Genomic DNA, 17,521 nt, shown 5'->3' with positions numbered 1-17,521 from the left:
AGATGGGGACATTTAAAAAGAAAGCTTGTCTCGGTTTCAATGAACCCGTCCGTTGGCATAGAAGAATGGAAAAAGGAGAGGAAAATACCTCTCCTTTTTTCTATGCTTATAGTCGCCGGATCGATAAAATCCTACATACTTAGAATGATTTATGACTCCAAACTTTTCTTCGAATGAGCCGCTGCATCTCGAGAAACGCAGTAGGCCAGATATTCCCGGTCATAATGGTAGCCCAACTTTTTTGCCAGCCCCACTGACTTCAGGTTCGCCGCGTCCCAACTGGGATAGAGTCCTTTTTGGAGGCAGGCAAGAATCAGCGCCGCCCCGCAGGCAGAGGCCAAACCCCTCTGCCGATAATTTTCATGAGTGACGATTTCAATCTCGATACCGCCCTGGTATACCGTGTAGGAAGACGCACCAGCGACAATTTTTCCATCATGCCATGCAACAAAACCCAATCCACGATTCACATAATCTTTAGAGGATAAAAAATTTCCACAAAAATCCCGGCACCATTTCTCCTGCAAAATCATTTCATATTCCTTTTCGCCAATGGGCGTCATACAAAAGCCTTGCGGAAGGCTTTTCGACAGACGTTTTAAATGCTCTCGGTCGAAAACATCGCCGTCTTTATGGATGGCGTACCGGGTAATTCGTTGGGCGCGGGCCCCGTAAACTTTCTCAATCTGGGAGGCCCAGTTTTCTCCATAAGGCACGATGAACATGCAGTCCCCACAGGCGTGGAAATTTAAAATCAGTTCTTTCGCACCAGGGGCAAGGCTGTCTCCTGCCAAAAAACAGAAATCCCCGCTGACGATCTGTGCGGCTTTGGGATGTTCAGCATTGTCGGCGAAAGCCCGGCCCATGCTGCCATCCAGGCAGCCCCAAATCAGCGTTTCCTGGATTCCCTCATACAAAGGGGAAATCCTAGGTATCTGTTCTTTATTAAGTTCCACCATATGGCTTATCTCCTTTCAAAAAGTTCTGAATATGTTCGTTCCGTTTCAGTGTTCCTCAAATTCTACCACAAAAGGCCTTTTCTGTCCAGTATACGGCATGTTTTGTCGTTTTTTCTCCGGATTTCCCCGGTTTTCCATAATCTTGCAGTTGAAGGGATTGCCTGCTCTGTGCTATAATAAAAAGCAAAGTGGGCGGCAGAGCCGCCTGTATTGTGCAGGCTGCGGATTACCGCCACAAAAACGGTAGTGGTTTTTATTGCAATACAGCTTTCTCCTCCCTTGGCCGGAGATTTGCCTCTGAGCGGCACGCAGGCCCTTTGGGCTTGCGGCTATGTCATACTTCATGGTTCATTGTACTTGCTCTGTGCAGCTAAAATGACAGCATTGTACCAAAAATCCAAAGGACTTTGCCTTTCTTGCGGCTTGGCGTTTTGGTGTCAAAAGTCAGCTGGGTTTTGATGCAATCTTTTTTATGCACGGACATATAATCCCTCAAAAATAACAAAAGAAAAGAAAGGATTCACCTCATGAAACGATTTACCAAGCTCATTTCCCTGGCGGCTCTGCTGGTATTCTGCCTAACGGCGCTTCCACTGTCCGCCTCTGCCGCTGAGGCTAAGACTTTTCGCGCGGTGTGGGTGTCCACTGTCTACAACTTGGACTACCCTTCGGCAGCAACCACGAATTCATCCAAACTTAAATCCGAGGCAGACACTATTCTCGACAACTGCAAAAGCATGGGCATGACCGCAGTTATTTTGCAGGTCCGTCCATCTGGAGATTCCTTTTATCCTTCTAACATCTACCCGTGGAGCAAATACCTGACCGGCTCTCAGGGGACCGCTCCCTCTGGTGGGTTTGACCCGCTACAGTATTGGATCGATGGAGCTCACAGCCGCGGTATGGAGCTCCATGCCTGGCTCAACCCTTACCGCGTTACCAAAGGCGGCGAATCCGAATGGAATTCCCTCACTTCCAGCAACCCTGCTAAACTCCACCCTGATTGGACCGTGAAATACTCCGACGGAAACTACTACCTGAACCCCGGACTGCCGGAAGTGCGGCAGCTGGTCATCGACGGGGCGGTGGAAATCGTCAATAACTACGATGTTGACGGCATTCATTTGGACGACTACTTCTATCCCGGGACAAGTTTTAATGATAGTGCGACCTTTGCCCAGTATGGAAGCGGTTTTTCGAATATCGATGATTGGCGCAGAGACAACGTAAACAAGCTGATCCAGGGTCTCAACGACGCGGTACATAAAGCGGATTCCAGCGTATCCTTTGGCGTCAGCCCCGCAGGTATTTGGGCCAACAAATCCAGCAGCCGGCCAGAGGGATCTGCCACCAGCGGCGGACAGAGCTATTCATCCCATTATGCGGATACCCGAAAATGGGTCAAAGAAGGCTGGCTCGACTATATCTGCCCTCAGGTTTACTGGTATATCGGGCAGTCCAACGCAAACTATGAAATTTTGGCAAATTGGTGGGCTGACGTAGTCAAAGGCACCGGTGTCAAGCTCTATATGGGCCTCGCCGATTACAAAGCAGGCGAATCTTCCACATCCAGTCCCTGGTACGGCATTGCCGCCATCCAGGATCAGATGGCACTGAACCAGACCATTCCTGAAATCGCTGGAGAGATGCATTTCCGCTATAAATTTCTCTTAACGGTTCCCGGACTTCAATCCTACTACACCAACGTGCATAAAAACGGCGTGCCGAAGCTCGCAAGCCAGTCTTCCACCAAGGATGGACAAGGCACCTGGGTCAAGCTCTCCGACGGCAGCTACAAACTGCGGCTGAAAAACGGCAGTTATGCCAACGGCTGGAAAAAGGTAGACGGCAGCTGGTTTTATCTCGACCCCAAAACCGTTCTCATGAAAACCGGCTGGCAGAAAATTGGCGGCACTTGGTACTTTATGAACGGCGGCGGCTATATGCGCACCGGATGGCTCAAACAGAATAACAAGTGGTACTATCTCAATGGGAACGGTGCCATGCAGATTGGTTGGAAAAAGATCGACGGGAAGTGGTACTACTTCCTCAGCGACGGTGTCATGGGTACCAGTATGACCACTCCGGATGGCTACCGCATTGGAGCAGACGGTGTAATGCTGTAAATAATAGCAATAAAAAGCCAGTACCGATTTGGTGCTGGCTTTTCTGTTCAGATTATTAATGGGATCAATAAGTTCAAAGTAAAAAATAGAAAAGAGCGCCGGAAATTCCGGTGCTCTTTTTGCATCTATTTTGCCTTTTTAAGCGGCTGCTTCCGCCGTAAGACCTTTGCTGTGCCGGAACCATCCACCACGTCTGGGGTGATGACCACCTTGGAAATGGAATCGTCGGATGGAACTACAAACATCAGGTTTAAAAGGATTTCCTCCATGATATTCCGAAGACCCCTGGCGCCGGTTTTTCGCTTTATGGCTTCCCGTGCAATCGCCTGGAGTGCTTCCTCATCCATAACAAGCTCCACATCGTCCAGTTCGAACAGGCCGCTGTACTGGCGCAGGAGTGAATTCTTTGGCTCAGTGAGGACGCGAACCAATTGCTCCTCGGTCAAATCCTCCAACGTGGAGATGACCGGTAAACGGCCCACAAGTTCAGGAATGATGCCGAATTTCACCAAATCCGCGGGAATAATCTTTTTGAGCAGTTCCCCTTTTCCCTTGTCTTGACTTTTCTGAATATTGGCTCCGAACCCGATGGAGGAGGAATCCATTCGGCGTTCGATAATCTTTTCAATCCCCTCAAATGCGCCGCCGCAGATGAACAAAATGTTCTTGGTATCCAGCTGGATGAATTCCTGATGAGGGTGCTTGCGCCCGCCTTGGGGCGGCACATTTGCAACAGTGCCCTCCAGAATTTTCAAAAGTGCCTGCTGCACGCCCTCACCGCTGACGTCGCGGGTAATAGAAGCGTTTTCCGATTTGCGGGTGATCTTATCGATCTCATCGATATAGATGATACCCCGCTGGGCCGCCTCTACGTCAAAATCTGCCGCCTGCAGCAGCCGTACCAGCACGTTTTCCACATCGTCGCCCACGTAACCCGCCTCGGTCAAAGTGGTGGCGTCAGCGATAGCAAAAGGAACGTTCAAAGTTTTTGCTAATGTCTGAGCCAAAAGAGTTTTTCCTACGCCGGTAGGTCCCAGAAGCAGCACGTTACTCTTCTGAATTTCCACATCGGTATCCTTGGCCATGAAAATGCGCTTATAGTGATTGTAAACCGCAACGGAAAGAGTCACCTTGGCCTTTTCCTGACCGATGACATACTGATCCAAAACTTCTTTTATTTCAGCGGGTTTTAAAAGCTTGGGAGCCTTGAAGTTTTTCTCGGGCTGATAGGGCTCAAAAGAATCGGGAGATGGAAAAAGGCCCTCTTCCGCCAAAAGCTCATAGCAAAGTGCCACACAGGAATCACAGATATTGGCTTTAGCCGAATGGAGCATCCGCTCCACATTCTGCTCCGATTTCCCGCAAAAGCTGCATTTTACCGGTTCTTTCTCGTTAAAATCAGACATGAATCCTCCTACTCGCCGCTTTTGAAGATAACTTTATCAATGAGGCCGTAATCACAAGCCTCCGAGGCGGACATAAAGTGGTCTCTTTCGCAGTCAGCTTGAATCTGCTCCACGGATTTTCCAGTATTAGAAGCCAGAATTTCGTTCAAATGCTTCTTCATTCGCAGAACTCGCTCCGCTTGGATTGCGATATCGGTAGCCTGGCCCTGGGCGCCGCCGGAAGGCTGGTGAATCATGATTTCACTGTTGGGGAGGGCAAATCGTTTGCCCTTGGCACCGCTGGACAGCAAAAATGCACCCATGGAAGCCGCCATGCCGACACAAATGGTGGACACATCGCATTTGACGTACTGCATGGTGTCATAAATCGCCATACCGGAAGTGATAGAACCGCCGGGGCTGTTGATATAAAGATGAATATCCTTGTCGGGGTCCTGGCCTTCCAGGTAAAGAAGCTGGGCCACGATGAGGGAGGCAGTGGTGTCATTGACCTCCTCACCCAGCATGATAATCCTATCGTTTAAAAGTCTCGAATAAATATCGTAGGAGCGCTCGCCGCGGCTCGTCTGCTCTACGACCATTGGTACTAAGCTCATGTATTTTCCTCCAATCAAAATCGACCATAAGCAACGGATGGGTGAGGAATCTGCTTCCCCACCCGAACCCAATATGCCTATTTTCAGTTTAGACGAAAAAGATGAACAATTCGGAAAATCATTCCATCTATTCCGTAAATTCGCTGAAGCTTATTTATTATGCCTTAACAGCTGATTCTTTAATCAGGTCGACAGCCTTATTGACAGCAACATCAGCCATCAGGTCGGCAGCTGGAAGCATGGTTTTCACTTTATCCAGCTCCATGTTGTAGGAGTCTGCAATGCGCTGATATTCTTTCTCTAAATCCTCGGCAGTGGTCTCAATTTTTTCCAGCTCGACGACTTTTTCCAAAGCCAGACGAATCTTAACCTGTTTCTCAGCCTGTTCCTTAAAGGTCAGGCGGAATGCATCCATATCCATGCCAGTGTACTGCAGGTATACGTTGATGTCCATGCCCTGGCTTCTCAAACGGTAGTCAAAGTCACGAACCATCTCGTCGATTCTGCTTTCGTACATCTCTTCTGGAATTTCACCTTCCATATTGGCGATGACCTGGTCGATCAGCTTGTTCTCAAACTCGGTAGTTGCGGTCTTTTCGTTCTGCTCAGCAAGTTTGTTTTTAATGTCGTCCTTCATTTCAGCGAGGGTATCAAACTCACTGACATCTTTTGCAAACTCATCGTCAACCTCGGGAAGCTCTTTGGCATTGATTTCATGGATCTTCACCTTAAAAACAGAATCCTTACCCTTGAGCTCTTCCGCGTGGTAATCCTCGGGGAATTTAACATTCACGTCAAACTCGTCCCCCACATTGTGACCAACAATCTGATCCTCAAAGCCCGGGATAAACTGGCCGGAACCCAGAGTCAGCTCAAATTTTTCTGCTTTGCCGCCGTCAAAGGGAACGCCGTCTACAGAACCGTCGAAGTCGATGACAACAACATCGTCGTTCTGAGCAGCACGATCAGAGACAGAAATGGTTCTTGCATTACGGTTTCTCAAACGGTCAATTTCTTTATCGATATCCTCATCAGTGACTTCTTTAACCTCTTTGGACACCTTAATGCCTTTATAATCTTTGACAGAAACTTCCGGTTTGACAACGCAGACGGCTTTAAACTTAAAGCCATCCTCTTTGGAAACATCGGTCACATCCACCATGGGACGGGCGACGAGCTCAAGTCCTGCTTCCTCTACAGCTGCTTCCAAAGCACTGGGGTAAACGGCGTTGATGGCATCCTCAAAAAAGATACCCTCACCGTAAAGTTTCTCAATGGTTTTACGGGGGGCTTTGCCCTTGCGGAAACCGGGCACCTCAATTTTTTTCACGCGCTTCAGGTAAGCACTTTGGCAGGCTTTCTCAAATTCCTCTGCCGGAACGTGGACTTCCAATTCAAATTTATTGGTGGCAACGTTATTTTTGGATACTAAACTCATGTGACATCCTCCTAAATTTAGCCGTCATCCCGAAAGTGCGGCTTTTAAAATCATACTGCCGCAATGGCTGTACTTTTTTTGATTTTGGCGGCACAGACGAACCGCAATCGCACAGTGCACAATGGTGACATTATACCATAGATTGCCTTACAATGCTAGTTTTTCAAAACGCTTTTACCGATTTTTACAATTTAGACAATTTTTTTTGGGCAAAATTGCAAATAATCGCAGGATACTAATCTGAAATCAATGCCGATTCGTTCCCCATTAATGGCGTATCCCGAAGAATATCCATGAATATGGCCGTAATACACCTGTTTGATGCCATATTCATGAAGAATTTCCAGTATTTCGTAGCATTCTCCATTTCCGTACACCGGCGGATAATGGAGAAAGACAATGGGTTCTTTTTGAAGCTTTTTGCCAGCGTCCAACGACAGCCGAAGCCGTCCGCATTCCCGCAAAAGAATTTTTTTATCATTTTGGTCGTTCATCCAGCCGCGTGTGCCGCAGAGAGCGTAGTCTCCATATTCATAGGCATTGTTAAACAAAATCCTAATTGAGTGGCATCCCCAGTCGGACAGCGCCTTTTCAACCTTGGTTTTAGTAGTGAACCAGTAGTCGTGGTTGCCCTTCAAAATGATTTTTGTTCCATTTAGTTTGTGGAGATATTCGAAATCTGCCCGGCTTTCCTCCATGACGAGTCCCCAGGAAATGTCCCCGGCGATGACGACAGTGTCCTCGGGCTTCACAGTTTTCTGCCAGTTTTCGGTCAGGCGCTCCAGGTAGTTTTCCCAGCCGGGAAAAACGTCCATGGGCTTATCGACCCCTAAAGACAAGTGCAAATCGGCGATGGTATAGAGACTCATGCAACTTCCCGGTCTGTTCCACAGACCGCCTTTCCATTATTTTTTCATCAAATGATTCCATAAATTTTGGTTTTCATATTGATTGCGATTCTGCAAACAATAATTTCGGAAAGTATTCACCTTTCCAAAATTTTGTGACAGCGGAACCCTCGCTGAAAAGGAGGAAACCTGATGTCTGAATACGGAAAACACAAAGAAACCATTTCCTGTGTCAAATGCGATGTGACCAACTGCATCCACAACAACCACAAGTGTGAATGCACAGCAAGAGAAATCAAGGTGGGCCCCCACAGCGCTCACAGCTGTGAGGATACAGTATGCCAGTCCTTCCACGCGCAGGAAAAATAGTTTTTCCCGCACCTAAGGTAGGTTGATCCTTGCAATTAATGGAACTTTGAGGAGATATCCGCAGGAAACGTTGGGGCTTTCTGCAACTCTCCAACGCGCCCGAAGAGGGCGCGCTTTTTTTGTCCTATTTTTTCTTCCTTGGCTGTAACAAAAAATAGCACGGACAATCTCAATCTATTATCCTAGTAAAACAGCTATTTTTTATAATTTGCTTTCTTTTTTCCACATTTTATGCGGGAAATCCATCAAAAATCGTATCAAAAGGCATATGCCTATTGGAAAACCAAATTGTTAAATAATAGTTGCAATCCGTGTCGCGGATTGCATATGCCTGATTCGTCAGGCATATTGCGGGCAGTTCATGCCCGCAACGATACTATTTATTATTATCGGATTCCAAGATACCCGTCAAGGCAATTCATAATTTCATTGGCATAACGGATTTCTATTGGAGCATTTCTTTGACTTTATCCACCATTTGGTCTTTGGTAATGCTGTCATTAAAGCGAACCTTTTTATTTTTCAATGCCAGCAAGCTCTCAGGAGGTGTCATCTTACTCAAAGATTCCAGCATTTCCACCTGGGCAAAATCATCTGAGGGCAATTGTTCCTTGGTAATGCTCTTCAAAACATTTTCAGTAAATTTATAAGGAGAAGCTGTTGAAGCAATGATGGTTTTGGTTGTGTCTCCTGTTTTTGCACAGTAATCGTTGTAGACCTTTACAGCAACGGCGGTGTGGGTATCACAAAGGTATCCGAATTTCTTGAAAGTCTCGCCGATGGTCTCGCGAGTGGCGCCATCATCGCAGAATCCGCCGTAGAAATCGGACTGAAGTTTCGCTTTTACGTCAGCTCCGACTTGGTATTTACCGTCTTTGGAAAGTTTTGCAAACCAATCGGAAATCACCTTGTCGTCCCTCCCACAGAGATCATACAGCAGCCGCTCCAGATTGGAAGAAATCAGGATGTCCATAGACGGTGAAGCAGTGGCATAAAACTCACGGTTTTTGTCATAGACGCCGGTGGAAATAAAGTCGGTGAGAACTTTGTTTTTATTCGATGCGCAGATGAGCTTTCCAATGGGAAGCCCCATGTTTTTTGCGTAGTAAGCTGCCAAGATGTTACCGAAATTTCCTGTGGGGACACAAACGTTAAGCTTGTCGCCCAACTTGATTTCGTCCCGCTCCACCATTGTCGCATAGGCCGCTATGTAATAGACGATCTGAGGAACGAGGCGGCCCCAGTTAATGGAGTTAGCGGAAGAGAACATCTGATTGTTCTTTTTGAGTTCCTCAGCGATAACGGGGTCGGTGAAGATCTTTTTCACACCGCTCTGGGCATCATCAAAATTTCCTTTAATGGCGCAGACCGAAACATTTGAACCCTCCTGCGTGGTCATCTGGAGTTTCTGCATGTTGCTGACGCCGTGTTCGGGATAGAAAACCAACATTTTGGTTTTCGGAACATCCTTAAAACCTTCAAGGGCTGCTTTTCCGGTGTCCCCGGAAGTGGCGACCAAAACGACGATCTCCTTGTCGGGGGCGGTTTTTTTAGCAGAAGTGGTCAGCAGATACGGAAGAAGCTGCAGCGCCATATCCTTGAAGGCACAGGTAGGACCGTGCCACAGCTCTAATAGATATGCTTGTTCGCCCACTTTGGCAATTTCAGAAATATTGGCGGTATCAAACTTTTTGTCAGTATAGGCGCTGTCCACACAATAGTTCAGCTCTTCCTCCGTAAAGTCGGTTAGGAATTTCGACAGAACGGTTTTCGCCTTGTCATTATAGGAAGTTCCCAACATGGCGGAGATGTCGTCCAAAGAGATTTTTGGCAGGTTCTCTGGCACAAAAAGTCCGCCTTCCCTGGAAATTCCCTGTGCGATGGCCTGGGCGGCCGTCACTTTGCAGTTTGAATTTCGAGTGCTCAAGTAGTACATAATCATGCTCTCCTCTTATTTTTCCTATAAATTTTCTTCAAAAAATCGCTGAGCGTTTTTGAAGGTAAACTTGTCAACAAATTCGGCGTCAAAGTGTTTGTTCAAATTTTGGTGCCAGTCCGGAATTTTTTCGATTCGGTTGAGTCGGGAAAGGGCCGCCGCACCGTCAAAATCGCTTCCCACCGCAATTACATCCTCGCCGCCCAAGGCGACGATATGCCGAATGTGGCCGCGAAGCTCCTGGAAACTGGCATCACTCTCCCCGTTGATAAAAATGGGATAGAAATTGATCCCAATAAGCCCTCCCCTGCGTATAATTTCCTGAATCTGCAAATCGTCCAGATTTCGCTTGTGGGGGCAGATATCAAAGCAATTGGAATGAGTGGCGATAAAAGGCCGCTCGGCGATCTCGCAAAGTTCCCAAAAACTTGCGTTATTCATGTGGGATACGTCGATAACAATCCGGTTGGCCTCCAGTTCTTTCACCGCCTGTTTGCCTAAAGCGGTAAGGCCAATTTCGCTGTCGGCACCACCGGCCAGTTCATTTTCCCCGTTCCAGGTGAGGGACAAAATACGAACACCCAGCTCCCGAAATTCCGAGATGCGTTCCAGCTTGCCGCCCAATGCCGCCCCGTTTTCCACTGAAAGAATGGCGTTACAGACGCCTTCCTGAACATTTTTGGGGTCATAGGGAACGATCTTGCCGCTCTGGGCAAAAGCATTCTGCAAAACTTTTACCTGAGCCAGAAAGCGCCGGTAAGCCTTTACGCCACGGCAGTCGTCGTGGATAAAAGCGGCAAAGGTCTGCACCCACTGGTCAAACAGCATTCCCCGCTCCACAGAAACATTCAATTCATTTTGCACTAAAGATGCCTTTAATTTCCGGCATTCGTTCAGCGTATCGCAATGCAGATCAAAATGGCGCATCATCTCATCCTTCCTCTCTCCCAAACACAGGCTTTGTCTATTGTATGTGAACATAGCTTCTATTATCTTATGTAAAAGCGTTCTCGATTTGTTCCACCTTCAATTGGGTGCCGGTCTTGTCGTCCAACAGCACTTCCACCACATCGAACCTGGGTTGAAAGGAACTTCCCTCTTGTTCCGCAAGGTACAGCAGAGCTGTCTGACGGAGCTTAGTCTGCTTTGAAGCGGTGACCGCTTCCCGTGGCTCTGCTATCATCCGGCCGCTGCGGGTCTTTACCTCCACCAAAGCGAGAATGTCCCCCTTAGCGGCAATGATATCGATTTCGCCATAAGGGGAATGGTAGTTGACCTCCAAAATCCGGTATCCTTGTTCCACCAGGTATTGGGAAGCGATTCCCTCACCTTTGGCACCAGAGGAAACAGCAGGACAAAGGTCCTTTTTACCAAAGTATTTTTTGAGAAAGGTCATCCGGTGGACTGGAGAAGCACCATATGCATCCAGCATCTCGTAGTGGAGCTTGGTGCCGTAACCTTTGTGTTTTGCAAACAGATACTGGGGGTATTTGCGGTCCAGTTCTTCCATGTATCGATCTCGTTCTACCTTGGCTAAAATGGACGCCGCAGCAATAGAAGCAGAAGTGGCGTCTCCCTTAACAAGGCATCGGCTGGGCACTGAAACCCTGGGATTTTTATCCCCATCGATGAGGGCGAAGCTGGGGAGAGCAGAAAGCCCTTCCACCGCCCGCCGCATAGCGAGAAAGGTGGCCTGCAGGATGTTGAGTCTATCAATTTCCTCCACCGAAGCCGTAGCGACGCAGAAGGCCACCGCCTTGTCACGGATTTCGCCGTAAATGGCTTCCCGCTTTTTGGCGGAGAGCTTTTTGCTGTCGTTTAGCCCTTCAATTGGGTTTTGAGGATCGAGGATGACCGCTGCCGCGTAGACATCCCCGGCCAAAGGGCCGCGGCCCGCTTCGTCCACGCCGCAAAAATTTGCGATTCCGAGCGAAGCGTCATATTCGTATAAAGTCAACCTCGTCTCCCCCTTCCTGGATGTGCTGCACCATGTATAACTGATAGGTCAGAAAAAATAAATCGATGATTCATTGCATCTATTCCGGCACTTCCAAAGACATTTTTCCGAATTTTCCGCCCCGGTACTCGTCCAACACCATGGTCGCCGCCCGAAGGGTATCGATTTCTCCTCCGCTGATGAGCATTCCCCGCTTCCGTCCTACCAGGCAGAGCAGATCATAGGGCTCTAAATCCGCCGTTTCATCATCGGTAATTTTATAACGCTCAGCGAGCTGCTCGGGGTATTCCCGACGCATCCAGTCTAAAAGCCGCATAGCGAGCAGTTCCACATCCAGTACCTGATCCTTAACAGCACCGGTAAAAGCCAGTTTTTCCCCCACCGCCGGATCTTCAAACTTGGGCCAGAGAACACCGGGCATATCGAGAAGCTCCACGTCTCTGCTCACTGTCACCCACTGTTTTCCACGGGTGACGCCGGGGCGGTCCTCCACTTTAGCTCGCTTTTCCCGTGCCAGCTTGTTAATAAAGGACGATTTACCCACGTTGGGAATACCCACCACCATCATCCGCAGAGGCCGGCCGGCCATACCTTTGTTGGCGCGGCGTTCCAGCACCTCTGAAAGCTCTTGACGGACGGCGGGCAGGAACTGTGGAATACCTTTGCCTGTTTTGGAATCTGTTGCGATGGCGGTGATTCCCTGTTCTTTGTAGAACTTGAGCCATAGAGCGGTAATTCTCGGGTCGGCGGTGTCGCACTTGTTGAGGACCACCATCCGCTTTTTGTCCCCGACCCATTTATGGAGTTCCGGATTACTGGAACTCAAAGGAATCCGGGCGTCCCGCAGTTCAACGATAATATCGACCAGAGAAAGACTATCTTTAATCATCCGCCGGGTTTTGGCCATATGGCCCGGAAACCACTGTACAGAAGCCTGTTCCGTCACAGGACATCCCTCCCTTTTACCAATTTCTTTCCTATTATCTGTGATTTTCAGCCGGTCATACTAATGAATGACGCCGATTTTATTGAGCGGCAGGATCCGAAACACTACTTTGCCCACCACGTCGTCTATGGGGACAAAGCTCACCTGCAAAGACCGGCTGTCTGTAGAGTGGTTCCGATTGTCGCCCATGACGAAAACACAGTCGTCAGGCACTTCCACTGGGTATTCGTGGTCGCCGCGGCGGTCCTCTGCAATAGGCTCAGCGATATAAGGTTCGTCGATATAGACGCCGTCTACTTTGACATAACCCTGATCATCGATGCTTACCGTTTGGCCTTCAGTAGCAATAACCCGTTTGACCAATGCTTCATCCAGACCAGTGTTCTCGTCCAGAATTACTACATCGCCCGCCTTGGGAGTGTACATGAGCTTATAGACGATGAGCCGATCCTGATTGTTGAGAGTGGGCTCCATAGAAAAGCCTTTAACCTCCACCGGCTTGATGATAAAGCCGAAGACCACCGCCACGATAAGCACTGCCCAAAGTAGGGATTTGGCCCAATCCCACACTTCTCTTTTCCAGTTTACAGTCTTGGCGCCGGAGGGCTTCTCCGGCAGGTTCTCTTCGGAAATTTTGTTGAATTCTTCCATTAATATAGCCATTCCTTTCCGGGGATAGGATTATTTGGAGTTCGTGCCAGTATCGGCACAGCCGAAATGACGGTCAAAAGACCGGCAAGCTACGAAACCGAAAATTTGAAAAACTTATTTTTCTAATTTTTGCTCCTATCAGTTGACGGTACCGATTTTGTTCAGAGGATAGAGTCTCAAAAGAACTCTTCCCATAATATATTTTTCGTCCACAAAAGACAAAACAGCAAACCGGCTGTCGGTGGAATCATTCCGGTTGTCTCCCATGACAAAGACTTTTCCCGATGGCACCACCACCGGATAATCGTGCTGTCCATACATATTGGCGGCAATTTTTTCCTTGATATAGGGTTCATCGAGAGGAAGTCCATTTACATAAACAGTGCCGTCTTCGCCAATATCCAGCGTTTGCCCCCCAGTGGCGATCACCCGTTTAATCAGCGCCTTATCGAGTCCCGATTCCTTTGAAAGAACGACGATATCTCCTTGTTCCGGTGTGTAAAACAGCTTGGAAATCACCAACCGGTCGTTGTTGTGAAGAGTGGGCTCCATGGAAACGCCATCCACTGTAACAACTTTGATTAAGACGCCAAAAACGAGAAAAACCACCGCAAAAGATATGACAATAGCTTTGATCCACTCGAATATCTCCTGCTTGAGGGTCAGCTCCTCCTCTTCGTCCTCTGGTTTATCCGAATTGTCCGTTTGCTGTAGCGGAAAATCCGGCGTTGGGGCGATAGACGGTTCCTGCTCTTTGCCTTTGACTTCTGGGGCTTTGGACACAGTTGTAGGGTGATACGCAGAAGCAGATGGAATCGACCATACCTTGGTTTTATCGTCATCCCCAAGCGAACTTGCAGCCTCCTCCCGCGTTTCCGGCAATCCGGCTGTCACCACATCTGGCTCTTGCCTTTCCGATATCCTTGGGGGAGTTTCTTTCTCCGACTCAGGTGTGGGCGGCAGATGGTACAGGTCATCGTCAAGCATTCCCAATTCCTTGAGAATATCGTCTACCTGCCACGAATTATCCTGTTTTTTTGAATTGTCCAACTTTGCTCACCCGCTTCCCGTTTCCAACCAAAGTGTACCCCATATAGCAGAAAAAGGGACGTTACCGCCCCTTTCCTCGTGTGCTTATACGATTTTCTCTTTGACTCTAGCAGCCTTACCGACTCTGTTGCGCAGGTAGTAGAGTTTCGCACGTCTGACACGGCCGTGACGGAGAACGTCAACCGTAACAACGTTGGGAGAATGTACCGGGAACACTCTTTCGATGCCAACACCGTGAGCAATACGTCTCACCGTAAAGGTCTCAGAGATACCTCCATGCTTCATAGAGATAATAGTTCCCTCAAAAGCCTGAAGTCTTTCTTTGTCTCCCTCGCGAATTTTAACAGAAACTCTGACGTAGTCGCCAACCTGCAGCTTAGGGCTGTCGGCCTTCATGCTGGACTGGCTGATCAATTTTAGTGCGTCCATTGTTTTCCTCCTAGTTTTCAGACATTCGTGCATCCAAGGCTTAAGCCTGTGCAGAGGACTGCCCGCTTTAATGTTAAACATTAATCCCCACTTGAGTCAATAATCCCCAAGCGGAACAATATCTTATATATATTACCATAGCATCTGCAAAAATGCAAGAGATTTCAGGGATTTTCCGCGAAAAATCTCCTCTCATGATGCAATTCGGCAACTTTGCTAAAAATAATTTTCTCTAGGGCCCAAAAGTTTATTTCTTTGCTGAGCCTTATCAAAAATCCTAAGTCGGAAGGCGGCAAATTTCTTTTATACCAAATGGCGGACAATGTTCTCTTTATCGCCTTCCAACAAATCGATAACCGGAATCTCAATCATGGTATAGGCACCAGGCGCCTGCTTCATGGAAGCACGGGCAACCGCAACAAGCACCTGGCCGGTCAAAGCGGGATTGTTGATCTTCATGTTGAACTCGAAAAGTTGATTGGGGGTCTTGCCGGAAACGCCCTTCCGAGTCAAGTTGACGCCGTGGCCCATATCCAGCACATCGGCGACGCTGTCCACTTGAATGACGTGAGTTTCGTCGTTTACAAAATAGGCATCCGCTTTGATTTTCGCAGCGACTTCGTTAAAATCATAGCCTTCTTTCAACTCGATGTAAACCATTCTGCGATGAATAGAGGTCCCCAGAGGGATAGTCATAGAAAGAGCTTCCTTGACGCCTTCCACCGCCTTTACAGCGACGGTATGACCCATGCTCATGCCGGGGCCAAAGTTTGTATAGGTGAGGCCCTTGGGAGCGCAGGCCTGCATCATAGTGCGGACGACAGAATCAGATCCAGGGTCCCAACCGGCGGAAATGATGGACACGCGGCCGTGTTCTTTGGCAGCTTTGTCCAAAGTCTCATGCAAATCCCAAATTTTGGTATGAATGTCAAAGCTGTCCACTGTGTTGATGCCGTTTTCGAGGCATTCCAAAGCAAATTTTTCCACCGAACGGGTGGGAGTTGCCAAAATCGCCACATCGGGTTTCTGGGAAAGCTTTGTCACATGGTCAACCACCTCATAGCCACCAAGCTCAATAGGCTGTGCCTCATCCGCGTTTCTTCTCACAACGCCGACGCATTCTATGTCACCACAGGCCTCGAGCGCCTCCAGCACGTATCTGCCGATGTTTCCGTAACCAATGATTGCCGCTTTAATCATCTTCATCATTCCTTTTGTCAAAATGTAAAAGGGCGATAATAAGCCCAACTGGGGTTCATTATACTCTAAATCAGGCCATATCGTCAATATCCGTCAAAAAAAGTTTACTTGTGTTCTCGGAGGAAAGAAAAACCGCCGGCAAGCGTATGAGTCTTGCCGACGGTTTTACTATATGGCGTTACTTGGAAGCCTTGTGGAACACCTTTTTGCCTTTTTTGATGACGACAAAATCGTCTATCTTTACCATGTATTTCGGGTCGGCGACTTTTTCGCCGTCCACCGAGATGCCGCCCTGCTGGACAAGACGTCTCGCCTCTCCGTTGGATGGAGCCAATCCGCATTTGACAAGCAACGCCAAAATACCGATTTCTCCATTTTCAAAGTCATCTTCAGTCAAAACGGTCGTAGGCATATCTTCGGAATTGGCGGCGGAAGAAAATACCTGACGGGCGGTTTCCAGTGCCTTCTGGGCCTCATCCTCACCGTGAACCATACGGGTCAGTTCAAAAGCAAGGCGCTCTTTGACGGGATTCAGCTCAGCGCCGGTCAAGTTTTCCATCGATTCTATTTCCTCGATGGGCACAAAGGTTAGGAGCTTCATGCAGTTGATGACGTCGTCATCGCCCACGTTGCGCCAGTACTGGAAGAACTCGTAGGGGGTGGTTTTCTCAGGGTCGAGCCACAAAGCGCCCTTCTCGGTTTTGCCCATCTTTTTGCCTTCCTTGGTGGTCAGCAGGGTGAAAGTCATTCCGTAGACCTCTTCCCCTTCCACACGGCGGACCAAATCCACACCTCCCAGAATATTGCTCCACTGGTCGTCACCGCCCAGCTCGACTTTACAGCCTTCGGTACGGTACAAATGAAGAAAGTCATAGCTCTGCATGATCATATAGTTGAACTCAATAAAGCTTAAACCTTTTTCCAGGCGGGACTTAAAGCACTCCGCTGTCAGCATTTTGTTGACTGAGAAAAATTTTCCAACATCCCGCAAAAATTCCAAATATTTGAACTCACATAGCCAATCGCCGTTTTTAACGATTTTGGCATTATCGCCTGAGAAGTCCACGAACTTGGACATCTGACGGCGGAAACACTCGGCGTTATGGGCAATCTGCTCTTTTGTGAGCATGGGACGCATATCGGTTTTGCCAGTAGGGTCGCCCACTAAAGTAGTGCCAGTTCCTAACAGAGCGATGGGCCGGTGACCCGCCATCTGGAGCCGCTTCATGACCACCAGCTGCAAAAAGTGCCCGACGTGAAGGCTGTCGGCGGTGGCGTCGAAGCCGATGTAGAAGGTCACCTTCTCATTGTTTAACAGTTCCTCAATTTTGTCTTCATGGGTCATCTGAGCGATGAGCCCTCTGCGTTTGAGTTCTTCAAATACAGTCATTTTTCTTCTCCTTTTTCAGAATTATTTTTTCCGGCGGGGAGATAGGCTCATACAACAAAAAGCCCTCTACCCCCAACGGGATAGAGGACGAATCAATCGTGGTACCACCTCTGTTCACCGCGCTTTCGCAACCGCGGCCTCATCCAGTACAGAAACTATACTGTAACGCTGTAACGGGCGTTCCCGGCTATCCCTACTAAAATCGTTCAGGACGCGGCTC

Annotated in this window: 16 protein-coding genes and 1 other annotated feature (1 of these 17 cut by a window edge); of the genes, 2 read left to right on the top strand and 14 right to left on the bottom strand. The window is 48.4% G+C overall.

What is annotated here, in order from left to right; genetic code table 11:
* Positions 1–149 precede the first annotated feature (149 nt).
* Entirely contained in the window at positions 150–959 is an 810-nt protein-coding gene (locus tag H8710_RS02055) for a GNAT family N-acetyltransferase (RefSeq protein ID WP_249293740.1), read from the bottom strand.
* A gap of 527 nt (positions 960–1,486) precedes the next feature.
* Between H8710_RS02055 and H8710_RS02050 the strand changes: the two genes are divergently transcribed.
* On the top strand, positions 1,487–3,085 hold the full coding sequence (locus H8710_RS02050) for a glycoside hydrolase family 10-like protein (protein WP_249293739.1): 1,599 nt from the start codon (positions 1,487–1,489) through the stop codon (positions 3,083–3,085).
* 125 nt (positions 3,086–3,210) lie between these two features.
* Here H8710_RS02050 and clpX read toward each other — a convergent pair whose 3' ends face one another.
* The 4 genes from clpX to H8710_RS02030 all read right to left on the bottom strand — a co-directional run bounded on the left by clpX (position 3,211) and on the right by H8710_RS02030 (position 7,394).
* On the bottom strand, positions 3,211–4,491 hold the full coding sequence (gene clpX, locus H8710_RS02045; protein ID WP_249293738.1) for an ATP-dependent Clp protease ATP-binding subunit ClpX: 1,281 nt from the start codon (positions 4,489–4,491) through the stop codon (positions 3,211–3,213).
* A gap of 8 nt (positions 4,492–4,499) precedes the next feature.
* Positions 4,500–5,087: an ATP-dependent Clp endopeptidase proteolytic subunit ClpP gene (clpP, locus tag H8710_RS02040; protein WP_249293737.1), complete on the bottom strand. Its 588-nt coding sequence runs from the start codon at positions 5,085–5,087 to the stop codon at positions 4,500–4,502.
* A gap of 157 nt (positions 5,088–5,244) precedes the next feature.
* A complete protein-coding gene (tig, locus tag H8710_RS02035; protein WP_249293736.1) occupies positions 5,245–6,525 on the bottom strand; it encodes a trigger factor in 1,281 nt (426 codons plus the stop codon).
* 191 nt (positions 6,526–6,716) lie between these two features.
* Positions 6,717–7,394, bottom strand: coding sequence for a metallophosphoesterase (locus H8710_RS02030; RefSeq protein WP_249293735.1), 678 nt, complete (start codon positions 7,392–7,394; stop codon positions 6,717–6,719).
* A gap of 171 nt (positions 7,395–7,565) precedes the next feature.
* On the opposite strand from H8710_RS02030, the gene H8710_RS02025 reads away from it, so the two are divergent.
* A complete protein-coding gene (locus H8710_RS02025; protein WP_249293734.1) occupies positions 7,566–7,742 on the top strand; it encodes a DUF1540 domain-containing protein in 177 nt (58 codons plus the stop codon).
* Between the two features lie 445 nt (positions 7,743–8,187).
* Here the strand turns inward: H8710_RS02025 and thrC are convergent, their stop codons facing one another.
* The 9 genes from thrC to tyrS all read right to left on the bottom strand — a co-directional run bounded on the left by thrC (position 8,188) and on the right by tyrS (position 17,301).
* Positions 8,188–9,678 carry a threonine synthase gene (thrC, locus tag H8710_RS02020; protein WP_249293732.1) on the bottom strand — a complete coding sequence of 497 codons (1,491 nt, stop codon included), beginning with the start codon at positions 9,676–9,678 and terminating at the stop codon, positions 8,188–8,190.
* Positions 9,679–9,702: 24 nt separating this feature from the next.
* Positions 9,703–10,608, bottom strand: coding sequence for a dipeptidase (locus tag H8710_RS02015; RefSeq protein ID WP_249293730.1), 906 nt, complete (start codon positions 10,606–10,608; stop codon positions 9,703–9,705).
* 64 nt (positions 10,609–10,672) lie between these two features.
* Positions 10,673–11,635 (bottom strand): ribonuclease HII, encoded by a 963-nt coding sequence (gene rnhB / locus H8710_RS13440; protein WP_346727081.1) that lies wholly within the window; start codon positions 11,633–11,635, stop codon positions 10,673–10,675.
* Between the two features lie 79 nt (positions 11,636–11,714).
* Positions 11,715–12,581 (bottom strand): ribosome biogenesis GTPase YlqF, encoded by an 867-nt coding sequence (gene ylqF, locus H8710_RS02000; RefSeq protein ID WP_249293728.1) that lies wholly within the window; start codon positions 12,579–12,581, stop codon positions 11,715–11,717.
* Positions 12,582–12,641: 60 nt separating this feature from the next.
* Positions 12,642–13,244, bottom strand: a complete 603-nt coding sequence (lepB, locus tag H8710_RS01995; protein WP_249293727.1) for a signal peptidase I — start codon at positions 13,242–13,244, stop codon at positions 12,642–12,644.
* 126 nt (positions 13,245–13,370) lie between these two features.
* On the bottom strand, positions 13,371–14,282 hold the full coding sequence (gene lepB / locus H8710_RS01990; protein WP_249293725.1) for a signal peptidase I: 912 nt from the start codon (positions 14,280–14,282) through the stop codon (positions 13,371–13,373).
* 84 nt (positions 14,283–14,366) lie between these two features.
* Complete coding sequence (gene rplS, locus H8710_RS01985; protein WP_249293724.1) at positions 14,367–14,711, bottom strand: 50S ribosomal protein L19; 345 nt, start codon at positions 14,709–14,711, stop codon at positions 14,367–14,369.
* Positions 14,712–15,014: 303 nt separating this feature from the next.
* Positions 15,015–15,920, bottom strand: coding sequence for a diaminopimelate dehydrogenase (locus tag H8710_RS01980; RefSeq protein WP_346727080.1), 906 nt, complete (start codon positions 15,918–15,920; stop codon positions 15,015–15,017).
* Between the two features lie 169 nt (positions 15,921–16,089).
* Positions 16,090–17,301 (bottom strand): tyrosine--tRNA ligase, encoded by a 1,212-nt coding sequence (gene tyrS, locus H8710_RS01975; protein ID WP_249293722.1) that lies wholly within the window; start codon positions 17,299–17,301, stop codon positions 16,090–16,092.
* Between the two features lie 80 nt (positions 17,302–17,381).
* Positions 17,382–17,521 (bottom strand) — a binding site (T-box leader); it runs 98 nt beyond the window's last position.

This window comes from Fumia xinanensis (genome assembly GCF_014384905.1).
GTDB lineage: Bacteria > Bacillota > Clostridia > Oscillospirales > Ruminococcaceae > Fumia > Fumia xinanensis.
Note: the sequence above shows the minus strand (reverse complement) of the source record. Positions and strands in the feature narration are given on the sequence as shown.